The 23,856-nt window shown below is 69.0% G+C and carries 22 protein-coding genes; 12 read left to right on the forward strand and 10 right to left on the reverse strand.

Translation table 11 applies throughout. The features are described 5' to 3' along the window. Nucleotides 1–8: 8 nt before the first annotated feature. Nucleotides 9–416, reverse strand: a complete 408-nt coding sequence (locus ACFXHE_RS27335) for a roadblock/LC7 domain-containing protein (protein ID WP_154789962.1) — start codon at nt 414–416, stop codon at nt 9–11. Further along, nucleotides 413–3,388, reverse strand: coding sequence for an ATP-binding protein (locus ACFXHE_RS27340; protein WP_379387315.1), 2,976 nt, complete (start codon nt 3,386–3,388; stop codon nt 413–415). Before ACFXHE_RS27340 ends, ACFXHE_RS27335 begins: the two co-directional genes overlap by 4 nt. Before the next feature lie 330 nt (nt 3,389–3,718). Between ACFXHE_RS27340 and ACFXHE_RS27345 the strand changes: the two genes are divergently transcribed. The 7 genes from ACFXHE_RS27345 (at nt 3,719) to ACFXHE_RS27375 (ending at nt 10,462) form a co-directional block, all read left to right on the forward strand. Further along, a complete protein-coding gene (locus tag ACFXHE_RS27345) occupies nt 3,719–4,408 on the forward strand; it encodes a response regulator transcription factor (protein ID WP_354836271.1) in 690 nt (229 codons plus the stop codon). A gap of 89 nt (nt 4,409–4,497) precedes the next feature. Further along, the gene (locus tag ACFXHE_RS27350) at nt 4,498–5,883 is read left to right on the forward strand and encodes an ATP-binding protein (protein ID WP_379387503.1); all 1,386 of its coding nucleotides are present in this window, start codon (nt 4,498–4,500) and stop codon (nt 5,881–5,883) included. Nucleotides 5,884–6,344: 461 nt separating this feature from the next. Then, nucleotides 6,345–7,808 carry a S1C family serine protease gene (locus ACFXHE_RS27355; RefSeq protein ID WP_379387504.1) on the forward strand — a complete coding sequence of 488 codons (1,464 nt, stop codon included), beginning with the start codon at nt 6,345–6,347 and terminating at the stop codon, nt 7,806–7,808. A gap of 98 nt (nt 7,809–7,906) precedes the next feature. Beyond that, nucleotides 7,907–8,401, forward strand: coding sequence for a MogA/MoaB family molybdenum cofactor biosynthesis protein (locus ACFXHE_RS27360; protein WP_354836561.1), 495 nt, complete (start codon nt 7,907–7,909; stop codon nt 8,399–8,401). 208 nt (nt 8,402–8,609) lie between these two features. After that, nucleotides 8,610–8,741, forward strand: coding sequence for a hypothetical protein (locus ACFXHE_RS27365; protein ID WP_379387316.1), 132 nt, complete (start codon nt 8,610–8,612; stop codon nt 8,739–8,741). Nucleotides 8,742–9,041: 300 nt separating this feature from the next. Next, entirely contained in the window at nt 9,042–9,719 is a 678-nt protein-coding gene (locus tag ACFXHE_RS27370; RefSeq protein ID WP_379387317.1) for an MspA family porin, read from the forward strand. Between the two features lie 62 nt (nt 9,720–9,781). After that, entirely contained in the window at nt 9,782–10,462 is a 681-nt protein-coding gene (locus ACFXHE_RS27375; protein ID WP_379387318.1) for an MspA family porin, read from the forward strand. Nucleotides 10,463–10,551: 89 nt separating this feature from the next. Here ACFXHE_RS27375 and mscL read toward each other — a convergent pair whose 3' ends face one another. From mscL to ACFXHE_RS27400, 5 genes are all read right to left on the reverse strand, one after another. Continuing rightward, nucleotides 10,552–10,950: a large conductance mechanosensitive channel protein MscL gene (gene mscL / locus ACFXHE_RS27380; protein ID WP_379387319.1), complete on the reverse strand. Its 399-nt coding sequence runs from the start codon at nt 10,948–10,950 to the stop codon at nt 10,552–10,554. 78 nt (nt 10,951–11,028) lie between these two features. Next, nucleotides 11,029–11,676 carry an SAF domain-containing protein gene (locus ACFXHE_RS27385; RefSeq protein WP_379387320.1) on the reverse strand — a complete coding sequence of 216 codons (648 nt, stop codon included), beginning with the start codon at nt 11,674–11,676 and terminating at the stop codon, nt 11,029–11,031. A gap of 87 nt (nt 11,677–11,763) precedes the next feature. Continuing rightward, a complete protein-coding gene (locus tag ACFXHE_RS27390) occupies nt 11,764–12,063 on the reverse strand; it encodes an FmdB family zinc ribbon protein (protein ID WP_379387321.1) in 300 nt (99 codons plus the stop codon). A 70-nt stretch (nt 12,064–12,133) separates the two neighbouring features. Then, the gene (locus tag ACFXHE_RS27395) at nt 12,134–12,718 is read right to left on the reverse strand and encodes a 5-formyltetrahydrofolate cyclo-ligase (protein WP_379387322.1); all 585 of its coding nucleotides are present in this window, start codon (nt 12,716–12,718) and stop codon (nt 12,134–12,136) included. Nucleotides 12,719–12,741: 23 nt separating this feature from the next. Further along, entirely contained in the window at nt 12,742–14,397 is a 1,656-nt protein-coding gene (locus ACFXHE_RS27400; protein WP_379387323.1) for a purple acid phosphatase family protein, read from the reverse strand. A gap of 199 nt (nt 14,398–14,596) precedes the next feature. On the opposite strand from ACFXHE_RS27400, the gene ACFXHE_RS27405 reads away from it, so the two are divergent. The 4 genes from ACFXHE_RS27405 (at nt 14,597) to glpR (ending at nt 18,944) form a co-directional block, all read left to right on the forward strand. After that, nucleotides 14,597–15,559, forward strand: coding sequence for a UTP--glucose-1-phosphate uridylyltransferase (locus tag ACFXHE_RS27405; protein WP_379387324.1), 963 nt, complete (start codon nt 14,597–14,599; stop codon nt 15,557–15,559). A gap of 97 nt (nt 15,560–15,656) precedes the next feature. Next, nucleotides 15,657–16,916: a gephyrin-like molybdotransferase Glp gene (glp, locus tag ACFXHE_RS27410; RefSeq protein WP_379387325.1), complete on the forward strand. Its 1,260-nt coding sequence runs from the start codon at nt 15,657–15,659 to the stop codon at nt 16,914–16,916. A 9-nt stretch (nt 16,917–16,925) separates the two neighbouring features. Then, nucleotides 16,926–17,576 (forward strand): GNAT family N-acetyltransferase, encoded by a 651-nt coding sequence (locus ACFXHE_RS27415; protein ID WP_379387326.1) that lies wholly within the window; start codon nt 16,926–16,928, stop codon nt 17,574–17,576. A 273-nt stretch (nt 17,577–17,849) separates the two neighbouring features. Next, a complete protein-coding gene (gene glpR, locus ACFXHE_RS27420) occupies nt 17,850–18,944 on the forward strand; it encodes a gephyrin-like molybdotransferase receptor GlpR (RefSeq protein WP_379387327.1) in 1,095 nt (364 codons plus the stop codon). Nucleotides 18,945–19,172: 228 nt separating this feature from the next. Here the strand turns inward: glpR and ACFXHE_RS27425 are convergent, their stop codons facing one another. Both ACFXHE_RS27425 and ACFXHE_RS27430 read right to left on the reverse strand, forming a co-directional pair. Further along, nucleotides 19,173–20,225: a hypothetical protein gene (locus tag ACFXHE_RS27425; RefSeq protein ID WP_379387328.1), complete on the reverse strand. Its 1,053-nt coding sequence runs from the start codon at nt 20,223–20,225 to the stop codon at nt 19,173–19,175. Then, a complete protein-coding gene (locus ACFXHE_RS27430) occupies nt 20,225–20,971 on the reverse strand; it encodes a ParA family protein (RefSeq protein WP_379387329.1) in 747 nt (248 codons plus the stop codon). Before ACFXHE_RS27430 ends, ACFXHE_RS27425 begins: the two co-directional genes overlap by 1 nt. Before the next feature lie 299 nt (nt 20,972–21,270). Between ACFXHE_RS27430 and ACFXHE_RS27435 the strand changes: the two genes are divergently transcribed. Beyond that, complete coding sequence (locus tag ACFXHE_RS27435) at nt 21,271–22,182, forward strand: C40 family peptidase (RefSeq protein ID WP_379387330.1); 912 nt, start codon at nt 21,271–21,273, stop codon at nt 22,180–22,182. On the opposite strand, the gene ACFXHE_RS27440 is transcribed toward ACFXHE_RS27435, so the two are convergent. Then, the gene (locus ACFXHE_RS27440) at nt 22,183–23,703 is read right to left on the reverse strand and encodes a family 20 glycosylhydrolase (RefSeq protein ID WP_379387331.1); all 1,521 of its coding nucleotides are present in this window, start codon (nt 23,701–23,703) and stop codon (nt 22,183–22,185) included. Nucleotides 23,704–23,856: the final 153 nt, after the last annotated feature.

Below are 23,856 nucleotides of genomic sequence, written 5' to 3' on the forward strand. Positions count from 1 at the left end.
CAGCTCATCTAGGCAGTGCGGGCGGTGGCCGAGACCACGGACCCGACCCGGTCGACCAGTAGGGCCATTTCGTAGCCGATGCGGCCGATGTCGTGCTGCTTGTTGGCCAGCACCGCCAGGTGCGAGCCATTGCCGACACTCATGACCAGCAGGTAGCCGCGCTGCATCTCGACGATGGACTGCATCACCTTGCCGCCCTCGAAAAGCTGTGCGGCCCCGGCGGACAGACTGGCCAGACCCGCGGTCACCGCGGCCAGCTGCTCACCGCGGTCGGCCGGCAGGTGCGGGCTGGTGGCCTGCAGCAGACCGTCCGCGGAGACCAGGACGGCGTGCGAGACGCCCGGTACCTCCCGGGTGAAGCGGGTGACCAGCCAGTTCAGATTCTCATCGGTGGTGGTGCGCTGGGTGTCGGTCATGCATGCCCTCCGTCGTTGTACTGGGAGTCGGCCCGCCCGGAGCGGACGCCGCTGAGATGCCTGGAGAGGCTGTCGCGGATCTCGTCCGGATTGCGGCCGCTGCCGTCGTCCTCCTGGGCGACGGCACCGGGCACCAGCTGGGCGCCGGGTCGCCGAATCGGCAGGCCACCCTCGGTGCGACTGGTTGTGGTCGGATTGGCCGCCTCTTCGGCCGCGGCCCAGCCGTTGTCCGAACTCGACGACCAGGCAGCGCCGTCCTGGTTCCCGTCGGCCGGTTCCACCAGCCACTCGGACACCATGCGCTGATAGATCGGGGTCGGGGCCCCGCCGACCGGACGCAGGCCGGGCGGGGGAGCGACCGGGCGCGCGGCGGCGGGTGCGGCCTCGTCGCCGCGAACAATGGTGTCGGCGTTGCCGTTGCCGTTCGTGCTGCCGTTGTCGTTCGTAGTGCCGTTGGTGTCGGCGGCCGGGATCGTGGGCCGATCGTTGTCGCCGAAGGCGCTGTACCCGTTGCCGAAGTAGCTGCCGGTGTCGGGCCCGTTCGGATTCCAGCCCCGCGCCGGCTCCGCGATCTGCGGCTCGGGGGCGGGCGCGACGGGCTCGGGCATCCAGACGGACTCGGGAGCCGGCTCCGGCTCGGGCGTGCGCGCCTCGCCCCAGTAGTGCATCGGCGCGGGACTCTGCTGCGGCGCAGCGGGTTCCGGCCGCAGCGCGGACACGCTGTAGGCACGCGCGTCCTCGGGTTCGGTGAAGGCGTCGGTGAAGCCGTCGGAGAACCGGTCCTGCACCTGCGCCGCCTGCGGCGGCTCGGCGAACGTGGGAACGATCGGCTGCTCACCGGTGTCGGGGCCCGGCTTGCGCTGCGGCAGGCCGGAACTGGTGAAACGCGCGGTGGTGGTGGCCGGGGCGGGCTCGGGCAGGTTCGGCACCGGGGTCAGCCGCGGCGGGGCGAGCACGGGTTGCGGGCCCGTGATCGGGCCCGAGGGCGCCGGAATCGAGCCGGACGGTACCGGAATCGGCCCGGACGGCATCGCGATCGGGCCGGAGGCCAGGGCCGCCGGGGGCACCGGCAGCGGGGAGGCGACGGGATACTGACCGGTGGGGTCGCCGACGCGCTCCGGCGCGGGCGAGACCAGGCTGCCCGGCAGGTGCACGCTGCCGGTGATGCCCGGCTGCTGCACCATGGCGGAGGTGCGGCGCAGGCTGACGGTGATGTTGTGCCGCTTGGCCAGGCGGCCGACGACGAAAAGACCCATGCGGCGGGCGGTCTCGACATTGACCTCACCACCGGAGGCCAGGCGGTCGTTGATGCCCTGCAGGTCCTCGGCGTTCATGCCGAGGCCGCGGTCGGTGATCTCGATCAGGTAGCCGCCGTCCACGGCGCGTGCCACCGATACCGCCACCGGGGTGGTGGGCGGGGAGTAGCGCAGCGCGTTGTCGATCAGCTCGGCCAGCAGGTGCTCGATGTCGACGGCGGGCTCACCGGCGACGATGCCGTCGGGCACGGTGCCGATCTCCACGCGCTGGTAGTCCTCCACCTGGGACACCGAGGACCACAGCATGTCCGACAGCGGCACCGGCGCGAGATGGCCACGGCGCAGCGCGGTTCCGGCCAGCACCAGCAGGTTGTCGCCGTTGCGGCGCATGCGGGTGGCGAGGTGGTCGAGGCGGAACAGCGACTGCAGGCGCTCGGAGTCGTCCTCGTCGCGCTCGAGCTCCTCGATCAGCGACAGCTGCTGCTCCACGAGGGATTGGCTGCGGCGCGAGAGGGTTTCGAACATGTTGCCGATCTGCAGGCGCAGTCGCGCCTGTTCGGCGGCCAGGTGGAGGGCCTGGGAGTGGATGTCGTCGACGGCTCGGGCCAGCTGCCCGATCTCCTCGGTGGTGTGCACGTCGACCGGCGAGATCTCCGGGGTCGCGCCGCCGGCGCGCACCACCTCGAGTTCCTGCGGTAGGTCGATGTGGGCCACCTGCAAGGCGTCTCGCCGCAGGCGGCGGACCGGGACGACCAGCGAGCGGGCCACCACCAGCGCCAGCGCGAGACCGGCCAGCAGCATGCCGATCACGATGGAGGTGTCGCGCAGCACGTTGTTGCGCGCCTCGGTGGTGAGCGCGGCCAGCTTGGAGTCCATCGAGTTCGCGACCGTGGACACTTCCTTCTCGTAGGCGTCGGCACTGCCGCGCAACGAGTCCTGCATGGCCGGCAGGCTGCCCGGATCGGGCACGTTCTGCATCAGGATGCCGACACGCGCGCCGGCATTGTCCTTCAGCGTGTTCGCGTTCTGCGCCGCGTCCGGCGCCATGCCGCGATACACCTCGATCATGGTGATCTCGGCGCCGATGGCGGTGAGCAGCTTGGTCCGCAGCGCCGGATTGGAACCCGCCCCGGGCGCGGCGAGCATGATCCGCTCCTGGGTGAGCAGGCGGGAGGCGGTCTCGGCGGCACCGAACTGCAGGAAGGACTGCTGCACCCGGAGGTCGCCGACGGTGGGCGCGCCCGCGAGCGCGTTCTGCGCCCGGGTCTGCACCTCGTCGACCTGATCGCCGATGGTCTGGGGGGAGCTGGTGCGCAGGCTGTTGCGCATGGTCTTGGCGACGGCGATGGAGGCGCCGAGTTCCTTGGTGACACCCGGATCGGCGTTGGAGGACTTGAGGACTGTTTCGAGTTCGGCCTCGGCCTGATCGAACTTGGCCGTGGCGGCGTCGAGGTCGGGGTCGACATCCTGATTGCCGCCGGTGATCGCGGCGACCGCGAGTTCGTTGCTGCTGACGAGGAATTTGATGGTGGGGCGGAGCACGTCCATCTGCTCGCTCGCCGCGCTCAGTTTCGAAATGGTCTGCAATTCGCTGTTGATGCGCAGTACCGCGAAGGTCGCGGCGAGGAGCACCGGGAGCACCAGCACGATCCCGACCTTGCGGGTAACGGGCCAGTTGGACAGGCTGAATTGCCAGGACCGGGGTGCTGCTTCCATCCCGCTTCCGTCGCCTCCGCTTCACGATTGACCCTCGGGTACGTATGCGGTTGTGCGGCTTTGGGGTCGAACCCGCGCGGAACCAACTAAGGGTCTTCTTTTACGGCCTGCAACATACCGCGTGAGCTGTCCAACGGCAATTCGTAGGACTTTGAGGTTTAGTTTCCGAATGCGGCCTTCCCGCAACGGGTTTCGCGCGAATTTGGGTGACACTGCAACCACTTGGCGTCGGCCCTCCGTGAAACGCGCAGGTCATCTGCCTCACTCGCCCGGCGTGTCGAAGGGGACCTTCTCAGTCACCTCTCAGTCGCTGTGGGCAGACTGGTTGCCATGCGCATTCTGGTAGTCGACGACGACCGCGCGGTCCGGGAATCGCTGCGTCGCTCGCTGACCTTCAACGGGTACACCGTCGACCTCGCGGTCGACGGTCTGGACGCCTTGGAGAAGACCGCCAGTCAGCGACCCGACGCCCTCGTCCTGGACGTCATGATGCCCCGGCTCGACGGGCTCGAAGTGTGCCGCCGGCTCCGCAGCACCGGCGACGATCTGCCGATTCTGGTACTCACGGCACGGGATTCGGTCTCCGAACGCGTCGCCGGACTGGACGCCGGCGCCGACGACTACCTACCCAAGCCCTTCGCCCTGGAGGAACTGCTGGCCCGGCTGCGCGCGCTGCTGCGCCGCACCGCCGGCGATCCGGCCGACGCCTTCTCGGAGGCCATGGCTTTCGCCGACCTGTCGCTGGATCCGGTCACCCGCGAGGTCACCCGGGGTGAACGCCAGATCAGCCTGACTCGCACGGAGTTCTCGCTGCTGGAAATGCTGATGGCCAACCCTCGCCGTGTGCTCACCCGCAGCCGCATTCTGGAGGAGGTGTGGGGCTACGACTTCCCCACCTCCGGCAATGCGCTCGAGGTGTACATCGGCTATCTGCGCCGCAAGACCGAGGCCGACGGTGAACCGCGTCTCATCCATACCGTGCGCGGCGTCGGCTACGTGCTGCGCGAGACCCCGCCGTAGGAGCCGTGCTCGTGGGAAGAACCGTTCCCCGGCGGCCGGTGGTCGCCGGACTCGGGTCGCGTCCGGAGTCGGCCGAGCTGCGGCCGCCCATGCCGCTGACCCGGTCGGTCTCGCTGCGCTGGCGGGTCACGCTGCTGGCCGCCTCCGTGGTGGCCGTCGCGGTCGCCTTCACCTCCATCGCCGCCTACGCCATGGTGGCGCGCTCGCTGTACGCGGACGTGGATTCGCAACTGCGGGCGCGGGCTTCGGTGATGATCGACAACAACCTCGACAGCCTCGGCTTCCAGTCGCTGGTGTTCGCCGGGCTGTACTCCAGCGATGTCGGCGTCGCCCTGGTCTTCCCGGATCAGTCGCAGTACGTGCCCCCGCAGACCACGCTTCCGCCCATCGGCAATCAGGAGCGCGCGGTGGCCCGCGGCGAGATCAGCTTCTCGCTGCGCACCGTCGAGGATCAGCGAGTGCTGGCGCGGCGCACGCACTCCGGATCCACCCTGGTCGTCTCACAGCGGCTGCAGCCCACCAAGGAGGTGCTGGACCGGCTGGCCTGGCTGCTGTTCGTGGTCGGCGGCTGCGGGGTCATCGTGGCCGCGGCGGCCGGAACCACCGTGGGCCGCACCGGCTTGCGGCCCATCGCCCGGCTCACCGCCGCCACCGAGCGCATCGCCCGCACCGACGACCTGACCCCCATCCCGGTCACCGGCGACGACGAACTCGCCCGGCTCACCGAGAGTTTCAACGCCATGCTGCGGGCCCTGGGCGAATCCCGGGAACGGCAGCGCCGATTGGTCGCCGACGCCGGCCATGAGCTGAAGACGCCACTGACCTCTTTGCGCACCAATATGGAGCTGCTCATCGCTTCCTCCCGGCCGGGCGCGCCCCGCATCCCCGACGAGGACATGGCCGAACTGCGCTCCGACGTGATGGCCCAGATCGAGGAGTTGTCCACGCTGGTCGGCGATCTGGTCGACCTGGCCCGCGAGGATGCGCCCGAGACCGTCTACGAGCAGATCGACCTCGGCGACGTGGCCGAGCGGGCGCTGGAACGAGTCCGGCGGCGGCGCACCGGAATCGAATTCGATGCCCAGCTGCGCCCCTGGTTCATCTACGGCGACGAACCGGGACTGGAACGCGCACTGCTCAATGTGCTCGACAATGCGGCCAAATGGAGCCCCGAGGGCGCCAAGGTCTTCGTCGCCATGCGCGAGAGCGGACGCGGGCTGCTGGAGTTCGCCGTCGACGACGCCGGGCCCGGCATTCCGCCGGCCGAGCGGGAACTGGTGTTCGAACGCTTCTACCGGACCACCGCCTCGCGCTCCATGCCCGGCTCCGGACTCGGGCTGGCCATCGTCAAGCAGGTGGTGACCAAACACGGTGGCACCATCAACATCGATACTTCCGACCGCGGGGGCGCTTTGATCCGTATCGTGCTGCCTGGAGAAGGCGCACCGCCGCTGCCCGACTCGGCGCCGGACTGAGTGCCGGAAAGCTCGGCGAAAAGCAAGCACGGTCTCAGTCCACTCTCAGTCGTTACCGCCAGGCTTGGCGACGAGACTCGAGGAGAAAACGAGAAATGACCGAGGATTCGACAGTATCCCCCGCAAGCGGGCAGGGCCCCGAGCCCGAAGGCGACGCCCCGGATACCACCGCCTCCGGCCTGCCCAAGCGCGACCCCGCAGGCTCCGCCACCCCCGAGGCCGGATCCCAGCCCTTCGACGGCTTCGCCGCCTCCGCGGCCCCGCAGCCGGGCGCACCCGCCCCCGGCGGAATGACGCCACCGGCGCAGCCGGGCCATCCTGCCCCCGCCGGACCGGCCGCGGCCCCCGGATCGGCCACCCCCGCACCCGCAGCTCCCGCCGGATTCGGTGCGGCGCAGTCCTTTTCCACCGGCGCCGCCCCGGGGCCGGGCCCCGGAGTCCCGGCCGGACCCGGTTCCGGCATTGCCGGACAACCGGTTCCGGGACCCGCGGCACCGGGCCAACCGGGTGCCGGCGGCCCCGCCTACGGCGCGGACCCGGCGACCCAGATCCTGCCCGGCGCGGGTTACGGTGCGCCGCAGGGCGCCCCGGCCTACGGCGCGGCTTTCGGTGGGGCACAGCCCTATTCGGCGCAGTACGGGGCTGGGAAGCATCCGACCGAGGAGATTCCGGCCGGCCTCTACGGACAGGCGTACGTGGCGTCGGGGGCCGGGTACGCCACCGGACAACATCCGACACAGGTGATTCCGGGTGCACCGGGCGGCCCGGGCATGCCGGGCGCGCCGGGGATGCCCTACGTGGGCGCGCCCGAGCTCAAGCGGTCCGGGCGCACCGGTCTGGTCGCGGGTGCGGTGGTGCTGGCGCTGCTCAGCGGCGGCATCGGCGGCGCGGTCGGCGCGCTGGCCACCCACCACAACGACACCCGCTCCACGGTGACCAACGCGCTCGATCAGCCGGTCGGCAATGGCAAGACCGCACCCGCGCCGGAAGGTTCGGTGCAGGCGGTGGCGCAGAAGGTGCTGCCCAGCGTGGTCATGATCCGGGTCGCCGGCGCGCGGGCCGAGGGCGAGGGGTCGGGCGTGATCCTGTCCTCGGACGGCCTGATCCTCACCAACAACCACGTGGTCAGCGGCGCGGGCCAGAACGCCAAGATGGATGTGGCCTTCAGTGACGGCACGACCGCCCCTGCCACCGTGGTGGGCGCGGATTCGGTGTCGGACATCGCGGTCATCCGGGTCACCGGCAAGACCGGTCTCCAGCCGATCGACCTGGGCCAGTCGGCGAACCTGCAGGTAGGCCAGGGCGTGGTGGCGATCGGTTCGCCGCTGGGCCTGGCGGGCACGGTGACCAGCGGCATCGTGTCCTCGCTCAACCGCCCGGTCTCCACCAGCGGTGAGCCGGGCTCGCAGGGCACCGTCATCGACGCCATCCAGACCGACGCGGCCATCAACCCGGGCAACTCCGGCGGCGCGCTGGTCGATATGAGCGGCAAGCTGATCGGCATCAATACCGCCATCGCGACCATGGGCACCGCCGAGTCGGCGGGCGCGCAGAGCGGCTCCATCGGCCTCGGCTTCGCCATTCCGGTGGACACCGCGCGCCGGGTGGCCGACGAGCTGATCAAGAACGGCAAGGCCACCTACGCCCAGATCGGGGTGACCGTGCGGGCACAGGACGACGTCAACGGCGCGCGCGTGATGGACGTGTCGCCCGACGGCCCGGCCGCCAAGGCCGGCATTCCGAAGAACGCGATCATCACGAAAATCGATGATCAGATTGTGGATTCGGGTAATTCCCTGATCGCCGGGGTGCGCTCGCACCGGCCCGGCGACAAGGTCAAGGTGACCTACACCGACGACCAGGGCAAGAACCCCAAGACCGTCGAGGTGACCCTCGGCGAGGCAGCTGCGGAGGGCGGCCGATGATGATTCACGAGAGCGGTAGAGAACCGACCCCGGCGATTCGCGTCACCGGGGACGGGGGCTGGGAGCTGTTGTCGGACAAGGGCGCTACGGTGAGCACCATGGAAATCGATACCGCTGTCGCGGGCCGTGCTCTTGTCGTGGTTGTCGACGATCGAACCGCCCATGGCGGGGTGGACTCGCTGGGTCCGCTGGTCACCGAACTACTCACCGAGGCCGGGTTCCTGGTGGACGCCTCGGTGTCGGTGCAGGCCGATGAGGTGGAGATCCGCAATGCGCTCAATACCGCGGTGATCGGTGGTGTCGACCTGGTCATCTCGGTCGGCGGCACCGGCATGTCGCCGCGTGACGTGACCCCGGAGGCCACCGAGGAGGTGCTGGACCGGGTGCTGCCCGGCATCAGCGAGGCGCTGCGTTCGTCCGGGCTGGCCTCGGGTTCGCTGGACGCGGGGCTGTCCCGCGGTCTGGCCGGGGTCTCGGGCAGCACGCTGGTGGTGAACCTGCCGGGTTCGCGCGCCGCGATCCGGGACGGCATGGCCACCCTGGGCCCGCTGGCGAGCCGGGTCATCGATGAACTGTCCGGTCTGTCGGAATGATCGACGCCGAGCAGCCCTCCGAGTCATCCGAGACCTCAGGGTCATCCGAGACCACGGAACCACCCCGTCCGGCCGAGCGCCGGGCGGGGTCTCGTCGTTTGACACCCGCCGAGCGCGCCCGGCTGGCGCGCATCTTCGGTGACGAGCTGCCGTCCACGACCACGGACGAGCGCACTCCCGAGCCCGAATCCGGCCGATCCTCCGATGATTGGCTGCGCTCCCAAGTTCCGCCGCATCACGGCTGAGCCTGCTGCCGCGCTCGTTGGTCGCGGTCCAGGTCGAGACCGACAACGTCATCACCGCCTACACGCTGTGGGGTCAGCCCTTCGGTCTCGGCTGATCAGTTTCCGCTCAGCGGATTCCGAAGGGGCCCGGTGCGATTAGCGCCGGGCCCCTTTTGCTATCCGCGACTTTCTCGACATACCTGCGGGTTTGTGTTGGCGAGTGGTCGACTCTGTTCGCTCACGTCTCAGAGCCCACTCCTGTGATGTAAAGTGCCCTCCGTCGCTACGCCAAAAGAATTTGTGACCAGTAACACGGTGGCAACAATGTGGCGACAAACTCAACCGGGGATTCGGAAGGGTCCCATTTCAACCTCGGTGGTCGAGGTTGAACTGCTTGAAACCTGATGAGGGGAAGTATGAGCGAGAACCGCACCCACGGTGCGCGTACCGCTGCCCGCATTGCGGGCATCGGCGCGGCTGCAGCCGTGGCCATCGGCCTTTTTTCCACTGGTGCCGCTAATGCCGACACCTTCGTGTCGTTGCCGGACGGCCAGAAGGTGAACCCGGCGGGCACCGTCACCATTACCCGGACGGGCGAGCACGCCATCGTGTCGCCGTCACTCGCAGCCAACGGTGCCGGCCGTGTGGTGTGGGTGAGCGGCGTTGCCTCCGCGGTGATCGATACGCCGGACGGCACCGCCGGCCCGAACAACGGCCCGGTCGGCGGCCCCGGCTCGAACAATTCGTCCACGCATGGCACTTCGCAGATCAACACCGGCTACATCGTCGGCTGCCAGATCAGCATCGGCGAGGACGCGATCTCGGCCGGCATCTCCGGCAACGTCAGCCTGAACAGTGCCGGCGTCGGCGGATCGATCGGCGTCAACCTCGGCCCCGGACAGGTGGCGTTCGTGCAGATCGACTCCAAGGACGTGCCGAAGTCGGGCACCTACTCCGTGGAGTACCGGGATGCCGAGATCCAGATCCAGGGTTGCGCGGGTTATGCCCAGGCGCGTGCGTACACGGTCGTCGAGGTCATCGGCGACAACTACTCCAAGACCACCCTGTACGGCCAGCCGTTCAGCATCGGCTGAGTGGTCTCCGCCCGCCAAATCCTTTCTCGCGTAAGCGAATTCACCCTGAGGGACAACCAGAAATGAACATCCGTAAGACCGCGGCGCGGGTGGCCGGTGTGGGCGCCGTCGCCACCGCAGCCCTTGGCCTGTTCTCCACCGGTGCGGCGAACGCCGACACCTTCGTGCCGCTGCCGGGCGGCGAAATCACCCAGACTCTCTCCGACGGCACCGTTGTCACGGTGAAGCTGGTCGGCGAGTCCGCCAACATCAGCCCGTCGATGGGTGCCACCCCCGTGCACCGCAACGCCTGGGTCTCGGCGTCGGCGCAGGTCCACATCGCCGGTGACACCACTGCCACCGGCGGCAAGATCTACCCGGGTTACGTGGTGGGCTGCCAGGTCACCATCGATGGCGGCAATGTCAACGGTGGCGCGACCGGCGGTGCCAGCTGGGACAACTCCGGCAATGTCACCCCGCAGGCCGGCGTCAACTCCGGCGCCAACCTGACCCTGGGGCCGGGCCAGGCCAAGTCGTTCTACATCCTCGACGAGGAAATGCCGGACGACTACGGCAAGGAAGTCCACAAGACCCGTAACAAGTTCAGTGGCAGCGACGGTTCGGTGACCTGGTCGGATGAGACTATTGGCCTGAACGGCTGTGCCGGTTACGCCCAGGCGCGCTCCTTCGTGAGCGTCGAGGTCGAGACCGACAACGTCATCAGCTGGGTCACCCTGTGGGGCCAGCCCTTCAGCCTGGGGTAAAACCCGCTAGCTGGTAATGGCAACGGGCCCGGCGCTTTTCGCGCCGGGTCCGTTTGCTGTATCCCGATCCGATATTGCTATGTCCCCGTTCACATCTCGTGCTTGCCGCCGGCGCTGCGCACGGCCAGCAGGTCCCGGATCTCGGTCAGCAGTTCGGTGTCGGTGACCGGGTCCTCCGCGGTGCCCCACAGCTTCTTGGCCCTGCTGTACGGCAGCACCAGGACGAAGTAGAGCAGCGCCGCGATGATCACGAAGTTGATGGCCGCGGTGATGATCGGGCCGACGGCCACATAGGTCGCCGGTTTGTCGGCCACCAGCTGGAAGCCCAGGCCGAGCTGGCTGGTGCCGCCGAATGCGGCGAGCAGCGGGGTGATGATGCCGTCGCTGAACGCGGTGACGATGGCGACGAAGGCGGTACCCATGACCACGGCCACCGCCAGGTCGATGACATTGCCGCGCATCAGGAAATCCTTGAAACCCTTGAGCATTGCGGAAGCTCCTCTACCTGAGGGATCGAACGCAGAGTAACGGGGGTATACGGGATGCTAGTTCACCCGCGGGCCGGTTCAGTGGAACACGACGGTGAGTGCCGTCCGCAGCGAGGCCGCGGCCACCGCGGCGGCCCGCCGGGAATCCAATGCCACCAGCACGATCCGGTCGGTGCGCCCGCGCGAGTTCTCCGTCCCCGACACCAGCACCACGACCGCGTCGGCCGCGAGCAGCCGCGCGGGACGCCCGCCCCCGCCCGAGTCCTCGCCGGCCACCACGTCCACCCGGTCCCCGGCCCGCAGGATTTCGGCAACGGCATTGTCCGCCAAGCGAATCGGGACGATGCGCGCATCGGCGGACTGCGCCGCCACCGCCGCCAGCCGCGGCCCCACCACCCGGACCTCGGTGACGATCTCACCCGCCGCCAGCGCGCCCGCCAGGGTGGCTCCGCGCAGCCGTGCGGCCTCCCGCACGACGCCGGCGGGCAGGGTCGCCGTCTCCCGTGCCGCGACCCGGACATCGCCGTCGCCCAGCACCTGTCCGGGTGGCAGATCCCGGGTGGCGACCAGGACCTGGGTGTGTCCGGCCGCGGGGTCGGCGCGCACGGCCAGAAACCCGGCCAGAACGAGCAGCGCGACCGCCCCGGCCCGCCGCAGTAGCACCGCGTCCGCCCAGATCAGGCGGCTACGGAACTCCTGCAGGATGGCTCGATACGGTCGCGTCATGCGGGGCAGCGTACGGTCGCCCCGGTACCGACAGGCCCGGGCGGAACCCGGGCTGTGGATAACGAAAAGCCTGTGGAGAAACTCGGATCAGGCGGCGGAGGTGCTGGAGCCGCTGGTCGACGCGGCCGAGGTCGAGGAGCTCGCCGCCGTGGAGCTGGAGCTCTCCGAGGAAGTGGACGAGGACTTGGCCGGCTCGGAGGAGGTCGATCCGTTGCGGCTGTCGGTGCGGTAGAACCCGCTGCCCTTGAAGACGATGCCGACCGAGTTGAACAGCTTGCGGAGCTTGCCGTTGCACTGGTCGCAGGTGGTCAGCGCGTCATCGGAGAAGGACTGCACGATGTCGAACTTGTTGTCGCACTCGGTGCATGCATACGAGTAAGTAGGCATCGGGAAACCTCCACGCTCTTCGTCGAATTAGCACTCTACAGCTGGCAGTGCCAACGCTGCCAATCGGGTGTCAATTCCCGACCCGATCTTGAAGCCGTCGCAGGCCCCCGAGCGGGGTCAGTGCCCACCCCATTCGGTGGTCGTGCGGCTCTTCCGGCAAACGCTCCACGAGTTCGTCGTCACGCACCACCGCGATCAATCGCGCCCCGGCGCGGCAGGCGCTCAGACTTCGATCGTAATAACCGGCCCCGCGCCCCAATCGAACCCCGCGGCGGTCCACCGCCAATGCCGGAACCAGAATCGCCGCGGCCTTCGCGATCCCATTCGCGACCGGCGCGCCTTCCGGTTCCCGGAGTCCGAACCGCCCGCGCCGCAGCCCCGCCGGACCGGTGTACTCGGCCCATTCCAGCGGACCGGGTTCGCCGGTGACCGGCAGCAGCACCCGCGCCCCGGCGGCCCGCAGCGCGTCGAGCATGGCGAGCGAGCCGGGCTCACCGCCGACGGGCACGTAGGCGCACACCCACTCCGCGTCGGCGAGCGCCCCGGCCGCCGCGGCCAGTGCCGCCGCCTCGCGCTCCCGGTCGGCGGCGGGCAGCGCCCTGCGCCGCGCGAGGATCTCCTCGCGCCAGGCGCGCTTGTCCCGCTCGTCGGTCACGCTTCCACCCTAGGACGGGCGGGTCACCGGTCCGAGCGCGGCCGGGTGAGGGTGAAGGTGTCGACGGCCTTCAGGTCGCTGGTCGGCCCGGTGAGGGCGTAGTAGGTGCCGGTGATGGTGGTGTTGCCGCCCGGCTGACCCGGGTCCACGTCGAAAGCGCAGAAACCGTAAGGGTGTTCGGCGTCCTTGAAGGCCGACCAGGGCGCGTCCTCGAGGACGTACACCGGCGCCTTCTTGCCGGTGGCCGGATCCACCTCGCCGACCGCGGTGATGACCCGGCACTTGTCGCCGGGGAAGAACAGCTGATTCGACGGCGAGGAGGTGCCGCCGCCGCCGATCACCAGGTGCACGGTGCCCTTGCTGGTGTCGACGACGTCCTTGCGGGTGTCGGCGGGCCTGGGGGTCAGCGTCTCGGACCCGGTCACCCCGCGCACCGGATGCGAACGCTCGTAATGGTGTTCGTGCCCGCACAGCACCAGGTCGACCTGGTATTTGTCGAACAGCGGCAGCCAGTCCTGCCGGATGCCCAGGTCCGCGCCGTTGAACTTGTCGGCCGAGGAGATGGCGACCTGGTGCATGAACACCACCACCCAATCGATGCCCCGGTCGGCCCGCGCCCGGGCCAGTTCGCCCTCCAGCCAGCGTTTCTGGGCGCCGCCCGAGTAGCCCCTGACGTAGGAGTTGCCGCCGTCCTGCAGGCAGATGTCGTCATTGGCGACCGCGATGACCCGCACGCCGCCGACGGTGAACGAGTACCAGAGGCCCTTGGCGTGGTCCTCGCTACCGGAGTCCGGGACGGTGAAGTAGGTCTGGAACGCCTGGTATCCGATGGGCCCGTTGCCGAGCTCGTTCTCGTGGTTGCCGGGCGCGGGCATCCAGGGCCGGTAGCGGGCGGAGCGAGAGTTGTTGGCCCACCAGTCGTTCCAGGTGCGGATGCGGTCGGTGGCGATATTGGCGTAGCAGAGGTCGCCGTTGACCAGGTTGAACAGCGGGGCCAGCGATTCCACCGCCGAGGTGACGTCGCCGGCGTACTGGGAGCCGAGGTTGTCGTTGAGGGCCTTGCCGTCGACGATCTTGCCGACGGTGGGCGTGCCCTGGTCGCCGAAGCTGGTGAACCGGAACTTGGCCCGTCCCGCGGGCGCGGTGCGGATGGTGCCGAGTTCGGGCGGCGCGCCGTCGTGCCCGGCGGCGTACACGTAGTCGGTGTCGGGGGACAGGCCGGTGATCCGGGCGTGGTGGGCCTGAATCTCGATGCCGGACTTGGCATCCCGGTAGGTCCGGGTCTCGGCCTGCACGCTCTTGCCGAAGCCGGCGTCGGCGGTGCCGTAGCGCACGGTGGGCTTGGTGACCGATCCGGTGGTGTGCCAGCTGACCACCACCTCGCGGGTGGTGTCGGATCCGAATTGCAGGTGCAGGCCCGCGACCCGGGGCGCGGCCGCGCGGTCGGGGGTGGTCACCAGTTCGGCCGAGCGCGGCCACGCCTCGGCGTTCGATGCCCCGCCGCGCAGCGCGACCGCTCCGCCGGCGCCGACCGCGAGCCCGGCCAGCCCGGCCACCGCGGAGGCGCCGAACAGCCGGCGGCGGCTCAGCCCGCGTGCGGCGTCGGGCGAGTTCGCGGCGGATGCGGCCGGGTTGTCCGAGGTGGAATCGGGGCTGTGGGAATCCTCACGATCGGTCATAGGTGTCAGCTAACAGCCGTTGGGTACGTCAGAGGTCACAGTGCGGCGAACGTGAAATGAAATGAACAGGTCGGTCTGCCAGTTCCGCTCCGGTCCGGCGTTCGGTGCGCTCCTGACGCTCCCGCCCCTTAGGCTCTCGGGGATATCGAGGCGGCCCTGAGCCGGTCTCGGGCGTGTGACGGATGGATAGGGTGAATTCATGACAGCTAATGGCGGCGGAGCCGAGTCGTCGAACGGCGGCGCAGCCGAGTCGTGCTTCCGTACCGCGGTGGTTCCCGCGGCGGGGCTCGGCACGAGGTTCCTGCCCGCGACCAAGACGGTGCCCAAGGAGCTGCTGCCGGTGGTCGACACCCCGGGCATCGAATTGGTCGCCGCCGAGGCCGCGGAGTCCGGCGCCAATCGGCTGGTGATCGTGACCTCGCCCGGAAAAGACGGTGTGGTCGCACATTTCGTCGAGGACCTGGTGCTGGAGAGCACCCTGGCCGAGCGCGGCAAGTTCCATCTGCTGGAGAAGGTGCGCAAGGCGCCCGCGCTGCTGGACGTGACCTCGGTGGTGCAGGAGGAGCCGCTGGGCCTGGGTCACGCGGTGGCACAGGCGGAATCGGTGCTCGACGCGGACGAGTCCGCCATCGCGGTGTTGCTGCCCGACGACCTGGTGCTGCCCGGCGGCGTGCTCGAGCTGATGGCCAAGGTGCGCAGCACCTACGGCGGCTCGGTGCTGTGCGCCATCGACGTGCCGAAGGAAGAGGTCAGTGCCTACGGCGTTTTCGACGTCGAGGAGCTGCCCGGCTGCCCGCAGGACGTGCTCAAGGTCAACGGCATGGTGGAGAAGCCCGCCATCGCCGACGCCCCGTCCACCTTCACCGCGGCCGGGCGATACCTGTTGGACCGCGCCATCTTCGACGCGCTGCGCCGCATTACCCCCGGCGCGGGCGGTGAGCTGCAACTGACCGACGCCATCGCCCTGCTGATCGCCGAGGGTCACCCGGTACACGTCGTGGTGCATCGTGGGTCGCGACACGATCTGGGGAACCCGGGCGGTTATCTTCGAGCAGCGGTCGATTTCGCTCTGGAACGCGAGGAATACGGTCCCGCCCTGCGGGAGTGGCTCGAGCAGCGGCTCGGGTCCGGCTGGAATCCCCAGCTGACCTCGTACGAATAGCCGCAACGGGCAGAAGTGAAGGACAGACGCCGGGGTCGCGTGGGCGGCCCGGCGGGTGACACGTCGACGGCGGCGGGCGAGACAACGGAAGGGCGGCATGCGCTCGGTTGAGGATCAGCAGATCAAGGTGACCGCTGCGGCCGTGGCCCCGCGGCCGGTCCGGGTCGCGATCAGCGAGGCCCAGGGACTGCTGTGTGCCGAGGACGTGGTGACCGAGCGTCCACTGCCGGGCTTCGATCAGGCCGCCATCGACGGATACGCCGTGCGCAGTGTGGATGTGGCGGGCGCGGGCGCGAATATCCGTGACGAGGACGGTAATTCGGTGCACCTGAGCCTGCCGGTGGTGGGTGAGGTGGCCGCGGGCTCGCGGCAGCCGATCCGGCTGCAGCCGCGCCAGACCGTGCGCGTGGACACCGGCGCGCCGCTGCCCACCCTCGCCGATGCCGTGCTGCCGCTGGAGAACACCGACGGCGGCCGGGCCCGGGTGAAGGTCTACGAGTCGGTGCGCTCCGGTGATTACGTGCGCCGCATCGGCGACGATGTGCAGCCCGGCGATCTGGCCGTGCGTGCGGGCACCATCATCGGCCCGGCCCAGGTGGGTCTACTGGCCGCGGTGGGCAAGGACAAGGTGCTGGTGCATCCGCGGCCGCGGCTGTCGGTGCTGTCGGTCGGCGGCGAGCTGGTCGACATCGACCGCACCCCCGGACCGGGCCAGGTCTACGACGTGAACTCCTACGCGCTGGCCGCCGCCGCGCGCGACGCGGGCGCGGACGTGAACCGGGTCGGCATCGTCAGCTCCGATCCCAAGCGGCTGCGAGATGTGGTGGAGGGCCAGCTGGTTCGCTCCGAGGTGGTCGTGATCGCGGGCGCGATCGGCGGCTGGGCGTCGGAGCAGGTGCGCGAGGCCCTCGAGGGCCTGGGCGAGCTGGAGATCACCCGGGTGGGCATGCATCCGGGCTCGGTGCAGGGTTTCGGCCTGCTGGGCCGCGACGAGGTGCCGACCTTCCTGCTGCCGTCGAATCCGGTTGGCGCGCTGGTGGTTTTCGAGGTCATGGTGCGTCCGTTGATCCGGATCGCGCTGGGCCGCCGCCATCCCATGCGGCGCATGGTGCGGGCGCGCACCATCCTGCCGATCGCCTCGATTCCGGGCCGGCGCGGGTATCTGCGCGCGCAGCTCATGCGCGACGAGCAGACCGGCGACTACCTGGTGCAGCCGCTGGGCGGCCCGAACGGGGCGTCCTCGCATCTGCTGGCGACCATGGCGGAGGCCAACAGCCTCATCGTGATCGATCCCGAGGTCACCGAGGTGCGCACCGGTGACGAGGTGCAGGTCGCGTTCCTTGCGCAGCGAGGGTGAGGCGTGGAGATGAATGTCTTCCGGACCGCCCAGCATCCGGGCTGGCCGGCGCATCTGGGGCCGGTGCGGGTCGCCGCGGGCATCGTCACGCTGCGCCCGATCCGTTTGCGTGATGCCTCTGCCTGGAGCCGGATTCGCATCCGGGACAGGGACTATCTGGAGAAGTGGGAGCCGACCGGCCGCGGCCCGTGGGAGGCGCGCAACCACTCGAGCAACTGGCCCGCGCTGTGGTCGGCGCTGAAGGCCGAGGCCCGGCGCGGCGCCATGATCCCGTTGGTCATCGAGGTCGACGGCGTGTTCAGCGGGCAGCTCACGGTGGGCAATATCGTGCGCGGCGCATTGCGTTCGGCCTGGATCGGCTACTGGGTGTCGAGCGAGCTGAGCGGGCAGGGCGTGGCCACCGCGGCGCTGGCGCTGGGGCTGGACCACTGCTTCGGTGAGGTGGGCCTGCATCGGGTGGAGGCCACGGTGCGGCCGGAAAACCTTGCCAGCCAGGCGGTTCTGCGCAATGTCGGCTTCCGCGAGGAGGGCCTGCTGGAGCGCTACCTGGATGTCGACGGGGCCTGGCGCGATCATCTGCTGGTCGGCATGACGGTCGAAGAGGTCTCAGGAACGGTGGTGGACAGGCTGATTCGCGCCGGACGCGCCACTAGAGCCTGATAACTCGCTGTGTATTTCGGCGGCACGATTACCGCCTCTGCCTGCGGCTCACCAGAATTGCCCCGCCGAATCGGGTTTCCGGGGCCCGACCCGGAGAGCGACCGAGGGGTCGGCTGTTACTAGTGTTACTTGTGTGGTCGGCGCGCCTGTGGGGAATTACCCCGGTGTGGAATTAACCTACGGACGCCGGTGGTGCGTCTGTGTACCCACCGGTAGGCGCTGCGGTGCACGTCGAAGGGACTATGAGCTGGGCGGGACGGAGGTGTGACGGCAATGCCGAATTCGATCTTGTGGATCGGTTTGGTGGTGCTCTGGGTCTTCGTCCTGTTTCCGATGCTGGCCAACCGTCATCCCCGTATCCGGCAGCACACCGACGCCGCGCTCTCCACGCGGATCCTCCATCGCGGTGGTGCCGCACAGCGCGCCAGGAAAGGTCCGGCGACCGGACATGACACCGACCCGGACTACGTGCCGGTTCGCAGAAAGCTTCAGCACCCGAGCGAGGATCCGGAGGATCGGATGACCAGATCGGACGACGCCGCTGCATCGGACGAGAAGGAAGTCGACACCGAGGCTGCGCCCATCGCCGAAGCGCAGACGTCGCCCGCCGAAGTGCCCGGGCCCGAGGGGGATTCGGCCGACGGTGTCGAGGCGGCGGATATCGCGGCCGAATCCGAGTCCGAACCGGCCGAGTCCGAGACGCTCCCCGAAACCGCCACGGCCGAGGGCGAATCCGAGAACGATGGGGCGGTGGCAGACGACGCCGACCGCGAGGCCGAGCGCGAAGAACGGCGGGAGGCGCCCCAGCGCGCCCGCACCCCCGCGCTGCGCGAGCCCGATCCGGAACCGGAGCCCGAATCCGAGGACGAGGACGCGGATTTCGTGCCGTCCCGCCGCGGCCGCGGCGGTTTCGACCCCGAGGCCGACGCCGCCGCCCGAAAGGCCCGCTACACCTTCCGTCAGCGCGCCGTGCTGGGCCTGGTGCTGTCCACCCTGATCCTGGCCGCCGCCGGTCTCGCCGTCTCGGCGGTGCTGTGGTGGCTGTGCGCCCTGTCCGGCACGGTCCTGGTGGCGTACCTGGGTTACCTACGCAGACAGGTCCGCATCGAGGAGGACATCCGCCGCCGCCGCGCCGCCCGCCTGGCCCGCAAGCGCGCCGAGGACGACGAGGAGGAGGAGTCGCGCCGCCGCGAACGCCCGCGTCCGGATCGCGAGCAGACCCGTACCCAGCTGCGCCGGGCGGTCCTGGTCGAATCCGATGACGAGGACCCGCTGTTCGAGCACCTGGAGCTGTTCGACGCCGCGGCCGCCCGCGCCACCCGCCAGCGCGCCGCCGGCGCCCGCGAACGCCGCGCGGTGGGCGAGTAAGACCTACCGGACACAGTGCGAGGGCTCCCCGAGCGATCGGGGAGCCTTTTTGCTGTGCGGGCAAAGTCTTGCTGTGCGGGCAAAGTCCGTGATAATAGGTTTTTGCTATTTCAGAAAGATTCCATTCCTATCGAATTCGCGGCGGCGGGCTCGGACATCGAAAAGGCCCGGCACTCGGCCGGGCCCTTTCGGCGATGCGGAGTAGCGCTGTGACGATGCGGAGTAACGCTATTCGGTATCGGGCATTCGCCCGGCCAGCGGAATCTGGCGCTCGATGAGTTCGGCCAGCGTCCGCAGTTTGGCCGCGAATTCGCGGGCCGCGACCGGATGGTCGGTGGAGCCCTTGACCACCTTCTGGGTGAGCGCGGTGAGGCGCGACTCCACCGAGCTGAACAGATCGGGTGTCTGCGTCTGCTCCTCGATGAGGTCGCCGCGCAACCACGCCCGCAGCCGCTGCACCACCGTGCCCTCGTCGTAGTCGTCGGGCAGCACCGCGACCGCTTCACGCAGTTTGCCCGCGGTGACCTTCACGTCGGCGGCCAGCGTGGTGTAGACGGTGACCGCCGCGTCCTCGCCGTGGGCCGCGACCACCGGCAGCAGCTCGCGGATCTGTCCCTCGTTGATGGCGGGCGCGAGCGGGTGCAGGCGGGAGGCCAGCGGCCAGGCCCGGATCAGCTTGTGCGCGTAGGACCGCTGCATGTCCCACCGCTTCTCGACGTACTCGTCGAAGGTGGCGTGATCGGCGCGGTAGAGCCGCCCGTCACGCACGATCTGCAGGGCGCGCCCGGCGGTCCAGAAGGCCACCCGCAGCGCGTCGATGGAGGACTCGCAGAGCTCGAGCTGATCGGATTCGGTCCGGCTGAGCGGTCCCTCGCCACCCGCACTGGGCAGCGGTAGATCGAGCACGCTCGGCGCGGGCTCGACCTCCGGCGGGGTGACCGCCCGGACCGGCGCGGGTCCGGGCGGTACCGAAGCGGCCGGGGCGGCAACCGGTTCGGGTGCGGTCGCCACCGGTTCGGGCTGTGCCGGGGCGGGTGCGGCCGTCTCCGGAGCCGGTGTCGACTGCGCTGGTTCCGGTGCGGATATCGCCGTGTCCGCCTCCGGCTGTGCGGGTTTGGCGGGCGCCATGAGCACCGTGGTCGCGGCCTGGGACAGCTTCGGGGTCCGCGGCCATTTGGCGTCGCGCAGCGGCGAGACCGGGGGAGTGTGCTCGGCCTCGTCGGAGAGCGGGTTGCGGCCCAGTCCCCCGCCGATGGAACTCTTGCGGCGCTGGGGCGGCATCAGGCCGACACCTCCGCCGGCATGTGGGCGGACTGCGCGGCCTCCAGATAGGGCCGTATCAATTCGTCACCGACGGCGCGGTATTCGCCGAGATCCTCGATCGGATTCTCGGCGCCGTCGCCGACTTCACCGTCGGCGGCTTCGCGGTACCACTTCCACGCGCTCACATAGGATGTGAATACGTCGTATTCGGCGTCCTCCAAATTGGCGCGCTGCGTGCGATATTCGGTGGAGACATTGACGCCGTTCTTCATGGTGACCGGCACCTTGGTCATGAGCACCCGCACCCGGATGGCCTTTTCGTGTTCGGCGGCCGCCTCTTCCGCGGCGCGATAGGTACTGGGCACGCGTTTGACCTCCGACGGGCTGACGCTGGTGACGAGAACGAGCTCATCGCTCACCGGGACGGCGGCCTTGAAGATGTCGGCCGATTCGCCGCCGGCGTCGACGATGATCACGTCGTAGTTCGCGGAATGGTCGGTGATGCAGTCGTTCACGTGCCGGGACGGGAAGGCGAGCAATTCGAAGGGAATGCCGACCTCGGCCCGCTGTAGCCGCCGATACCAGGAGTAACCGGTCTGGCTGAGCGGGTCGGCGTCGATCACGAGCACCCGAAGTTCGTGCACCGTGGCGAAATACGAGGCGAGAAAGAAGGCGGAGGTCGTTTTGCCCACGCCGCCTTTGAGATTCCCCAGTGTGACAACCAGGGGCTCGGGAAGATTCGGTAGGGCACCGGATTTGGTCATCGATCATCCTCCTGATGATGGGGAGGGCTGTTTTTCCGTCGATCAGTCTCACACGGTCGCGCGTCCAGGCTCGTGAAGGCTCGCGCGATGTCGTCGAATTCGATGAAAATTGGCTGTGTCCAATTGGACACAGCCGTCAATGGTTACTGTTTCGTTATCGATAACACGCACGTCACTTGTTGCACCCTGTGCACTTCCGGCGAAATATGCACTTTCGGATCTGCTGCAGTACCGAAGAGTTCGATTGTGATGGACGGAAACCGAATAGCTTTCACGGCTTGATCGGAGGACGACCGCTCATGGAAACCAACGGTGATAGACAGAAGGTTCGAGTTCTACCGCGGCTGAGCCTGCGGGCCCTGGCGACAGGAGTCCTCGGCGCGGCAGCCGTCGGAGCAGCCCTGCTGTTCACAGCGGGCCAGGCGCACGCAGCGCCGGTCTCGGTCCCCGGTATCGGGGAGATCGAGATTCCCACCGAGATCGCGACCCAGTTCGGCCTCACTTCCCTGCCGAGTGTGGATATCACGCTGCCGAGTGTGGACATCGCGCCGCCGAGTGTGGATATCGCGCCGCAGCCCGCGGTCGGCGAGACCTCCGCCGTAGGCCAGGCGGATGCCTCGCGCATGCTCGGGATTCCGGGACATATCACTATCGCCCCGGCCGACCCCGTACCGGATCAGATTCCGGTCCAGGCGCTTTCGCCCGTGCCGCTGTACCCCGTGTTCCCGGCTCCGGAATCCCGCTCGGTGGTGGTGGCCGGTCTCGGCACCTTCGCGGTGCCCAGCAGCCTGCCCCCGCTGGTCGGAATCCCCGGCGTGACCGATCCCGCGGCGCCCCGCGCGCCGGTGCCCGCGGCCATGCCGAAGAAGACCGTCGGCGAACGAGCCGTGGAGGCCGCCCGCACCAAGCTCGGCGCGACCTACAGCATGGGCGGTGATGGTCCGGACACCTTCGACTGCTCGGGTTTGGTGCAGTGGTCGTATCGTGAGGCCGGAGTCGAAGTGCCGCGTACGAGTTATTCGCAGCTGGCCGCCGGAACGCCGGTGTCGGTGGACGATCTGCAACCGGGTGATCTGGTCTCCTACTACGGCGGCGGCCATTCCGCTCTGTATCTCGGTGACGGAAAGGTCATCCACGCCAGCGATTACGGTTCCGGCGTGAAGGTCTCACCGCTGACCACCATGCCGATGGCCGGAGCCAGACGCTTCTGATCAGGGCCACCCGACCGCGGACGCGCGGCCGAGGAAGTCCGGATACCCGATCCCGCCGGTGCCCGCCCACAACTGCTGGGCCATGATCGGCAGCCGGGCCCGCAGCGGAGCGACGATCTGCTCCGGAGTCAGGGCGGCAGGATCATCGCACCAGAGGAAGAGCATGGAGCCACGCAACAGCGGGCGATCGGAATCGGGCAGCCGCTGCCCGTTCACGAAAAGCCCCGGGTCCCAGGCCCACAGCAGTTCCGGCGGAGCGTTGAGCGCCGCGGCCGGCCCGCCGGTCGTGAAGTACGTGGGCGTGAAGGCCGCATTGAGGACGGGATGCCCGTCCCGGGTGAAGTCGGCGGGTGTGCGACCGCCGGGCAGCCACGGCAGCCCACCGGCGCCGGCCGACCAGTACTGCACCACCAGTTCGGGTTTCGGTGCCAGGACACCCGGATGGTCGAAGCCGTCGTTCCAGACCCGCGGCGTCTTGCCGAGCGATTCGACGAGATCCGCGGCCCAGTTGGCGAAGTCGATGATGATATCGCCGGGTGCGGCTCCCGGGCCGAAAGTCCGTGTGGCGTAGTCACCCAGCTGGGGATAGCGCGTGTAGTCGGAAATGTACTCGTCACAGCCCAGGTGCCAGTATCGCCCGGGGAACAGAGGTACGAACTCGTGCAGAATGTCGCTGATCAACTGGCGGGCACCGGGATTGGTGAGATCGATCTTGCCTCCGACACCGCCGCCGATCGCGCTGTCCAGCACCGCGTCCTGCGGTGTGGTGCGGGCCGGGCGCAGGACCAGGTCCTGATGCCGGGCCAGGATCGCGTTCATATGGCCGGGCATGTCGATTTCGGGCACGATATCGATGCCGAAAGATTTTGCATGGGAGACGATTTCGCGTACATCGTCGGCGCTGTAGTGCTCGGGCGAGGTGATCTCCGGGTGCATGACGCTCGCCAGCCGGAAGCCCTGCGAGTCCGACAGGTGCAGCTGCACCAGGTTCATCCGGAGGTACGCGGCGTCGCGGATGCGGGCCTTCACCCAGTCGACGGGAAAGAACTCGCGCCCGGTGTCGAGCATGAGCCCGCGCTCGCTGTAGTCAGGCCGGTCCTCGGCGACGCCGCCGGGCAGGGTGCTGGTCTGCCGCAGCCATTGCAGGGCGGTCTGGGTGCCGTGCGCGATGCCGGTCGGGCTGTCGGCGGTAATGGTGAGCCGATCGGTGACGGCGATGCGATACGACTCCGCGGCCGGGTCGTCGATATCGCCTGTGCGCAACACGATATCGCCTGTGCGCAGCACGATATCGCCCGGCCGGCCGCTACCCGTGGCCAGGGAAATCGGTTTTCCGGCCCGGATCAGGTCCTCGGCAAGGTGTTCCGCGATTTCGGTGGAGCCGGCGCCGGCGATAATGCGGGGTTCGGAGCCGAGAACGAATCCGGGCTTATCCGATCCGGTCGGCGTCCAATGCTGAATACTCGGGACGGCTGCTGGAAGTTGTTGTGCTGCAACAACATCCGCGTGAACCACGGACATATGGACGAAGGTCCAGAAGATTGCCGGCGCGAGACCGGCGGCGAGGTGGCGGAAATGGCGACTGGGGCGAATCGAAATCCCGGGCACGGCCACAATTGAACCCTTCGGGCCCCTGATACGTCATACGATGCAGGGATTTACTGGCCGACATGG

It is taken from the genome of Nocardia sp. NPDC059229 (genome assembly GCF_042754165.1).
Taxonomy (GTDB): domain Bacteria; phylum Actinomycetota; class Actinomycetes; order Mycobacteriales; family Mycobacteriaceae; genus Nocardia.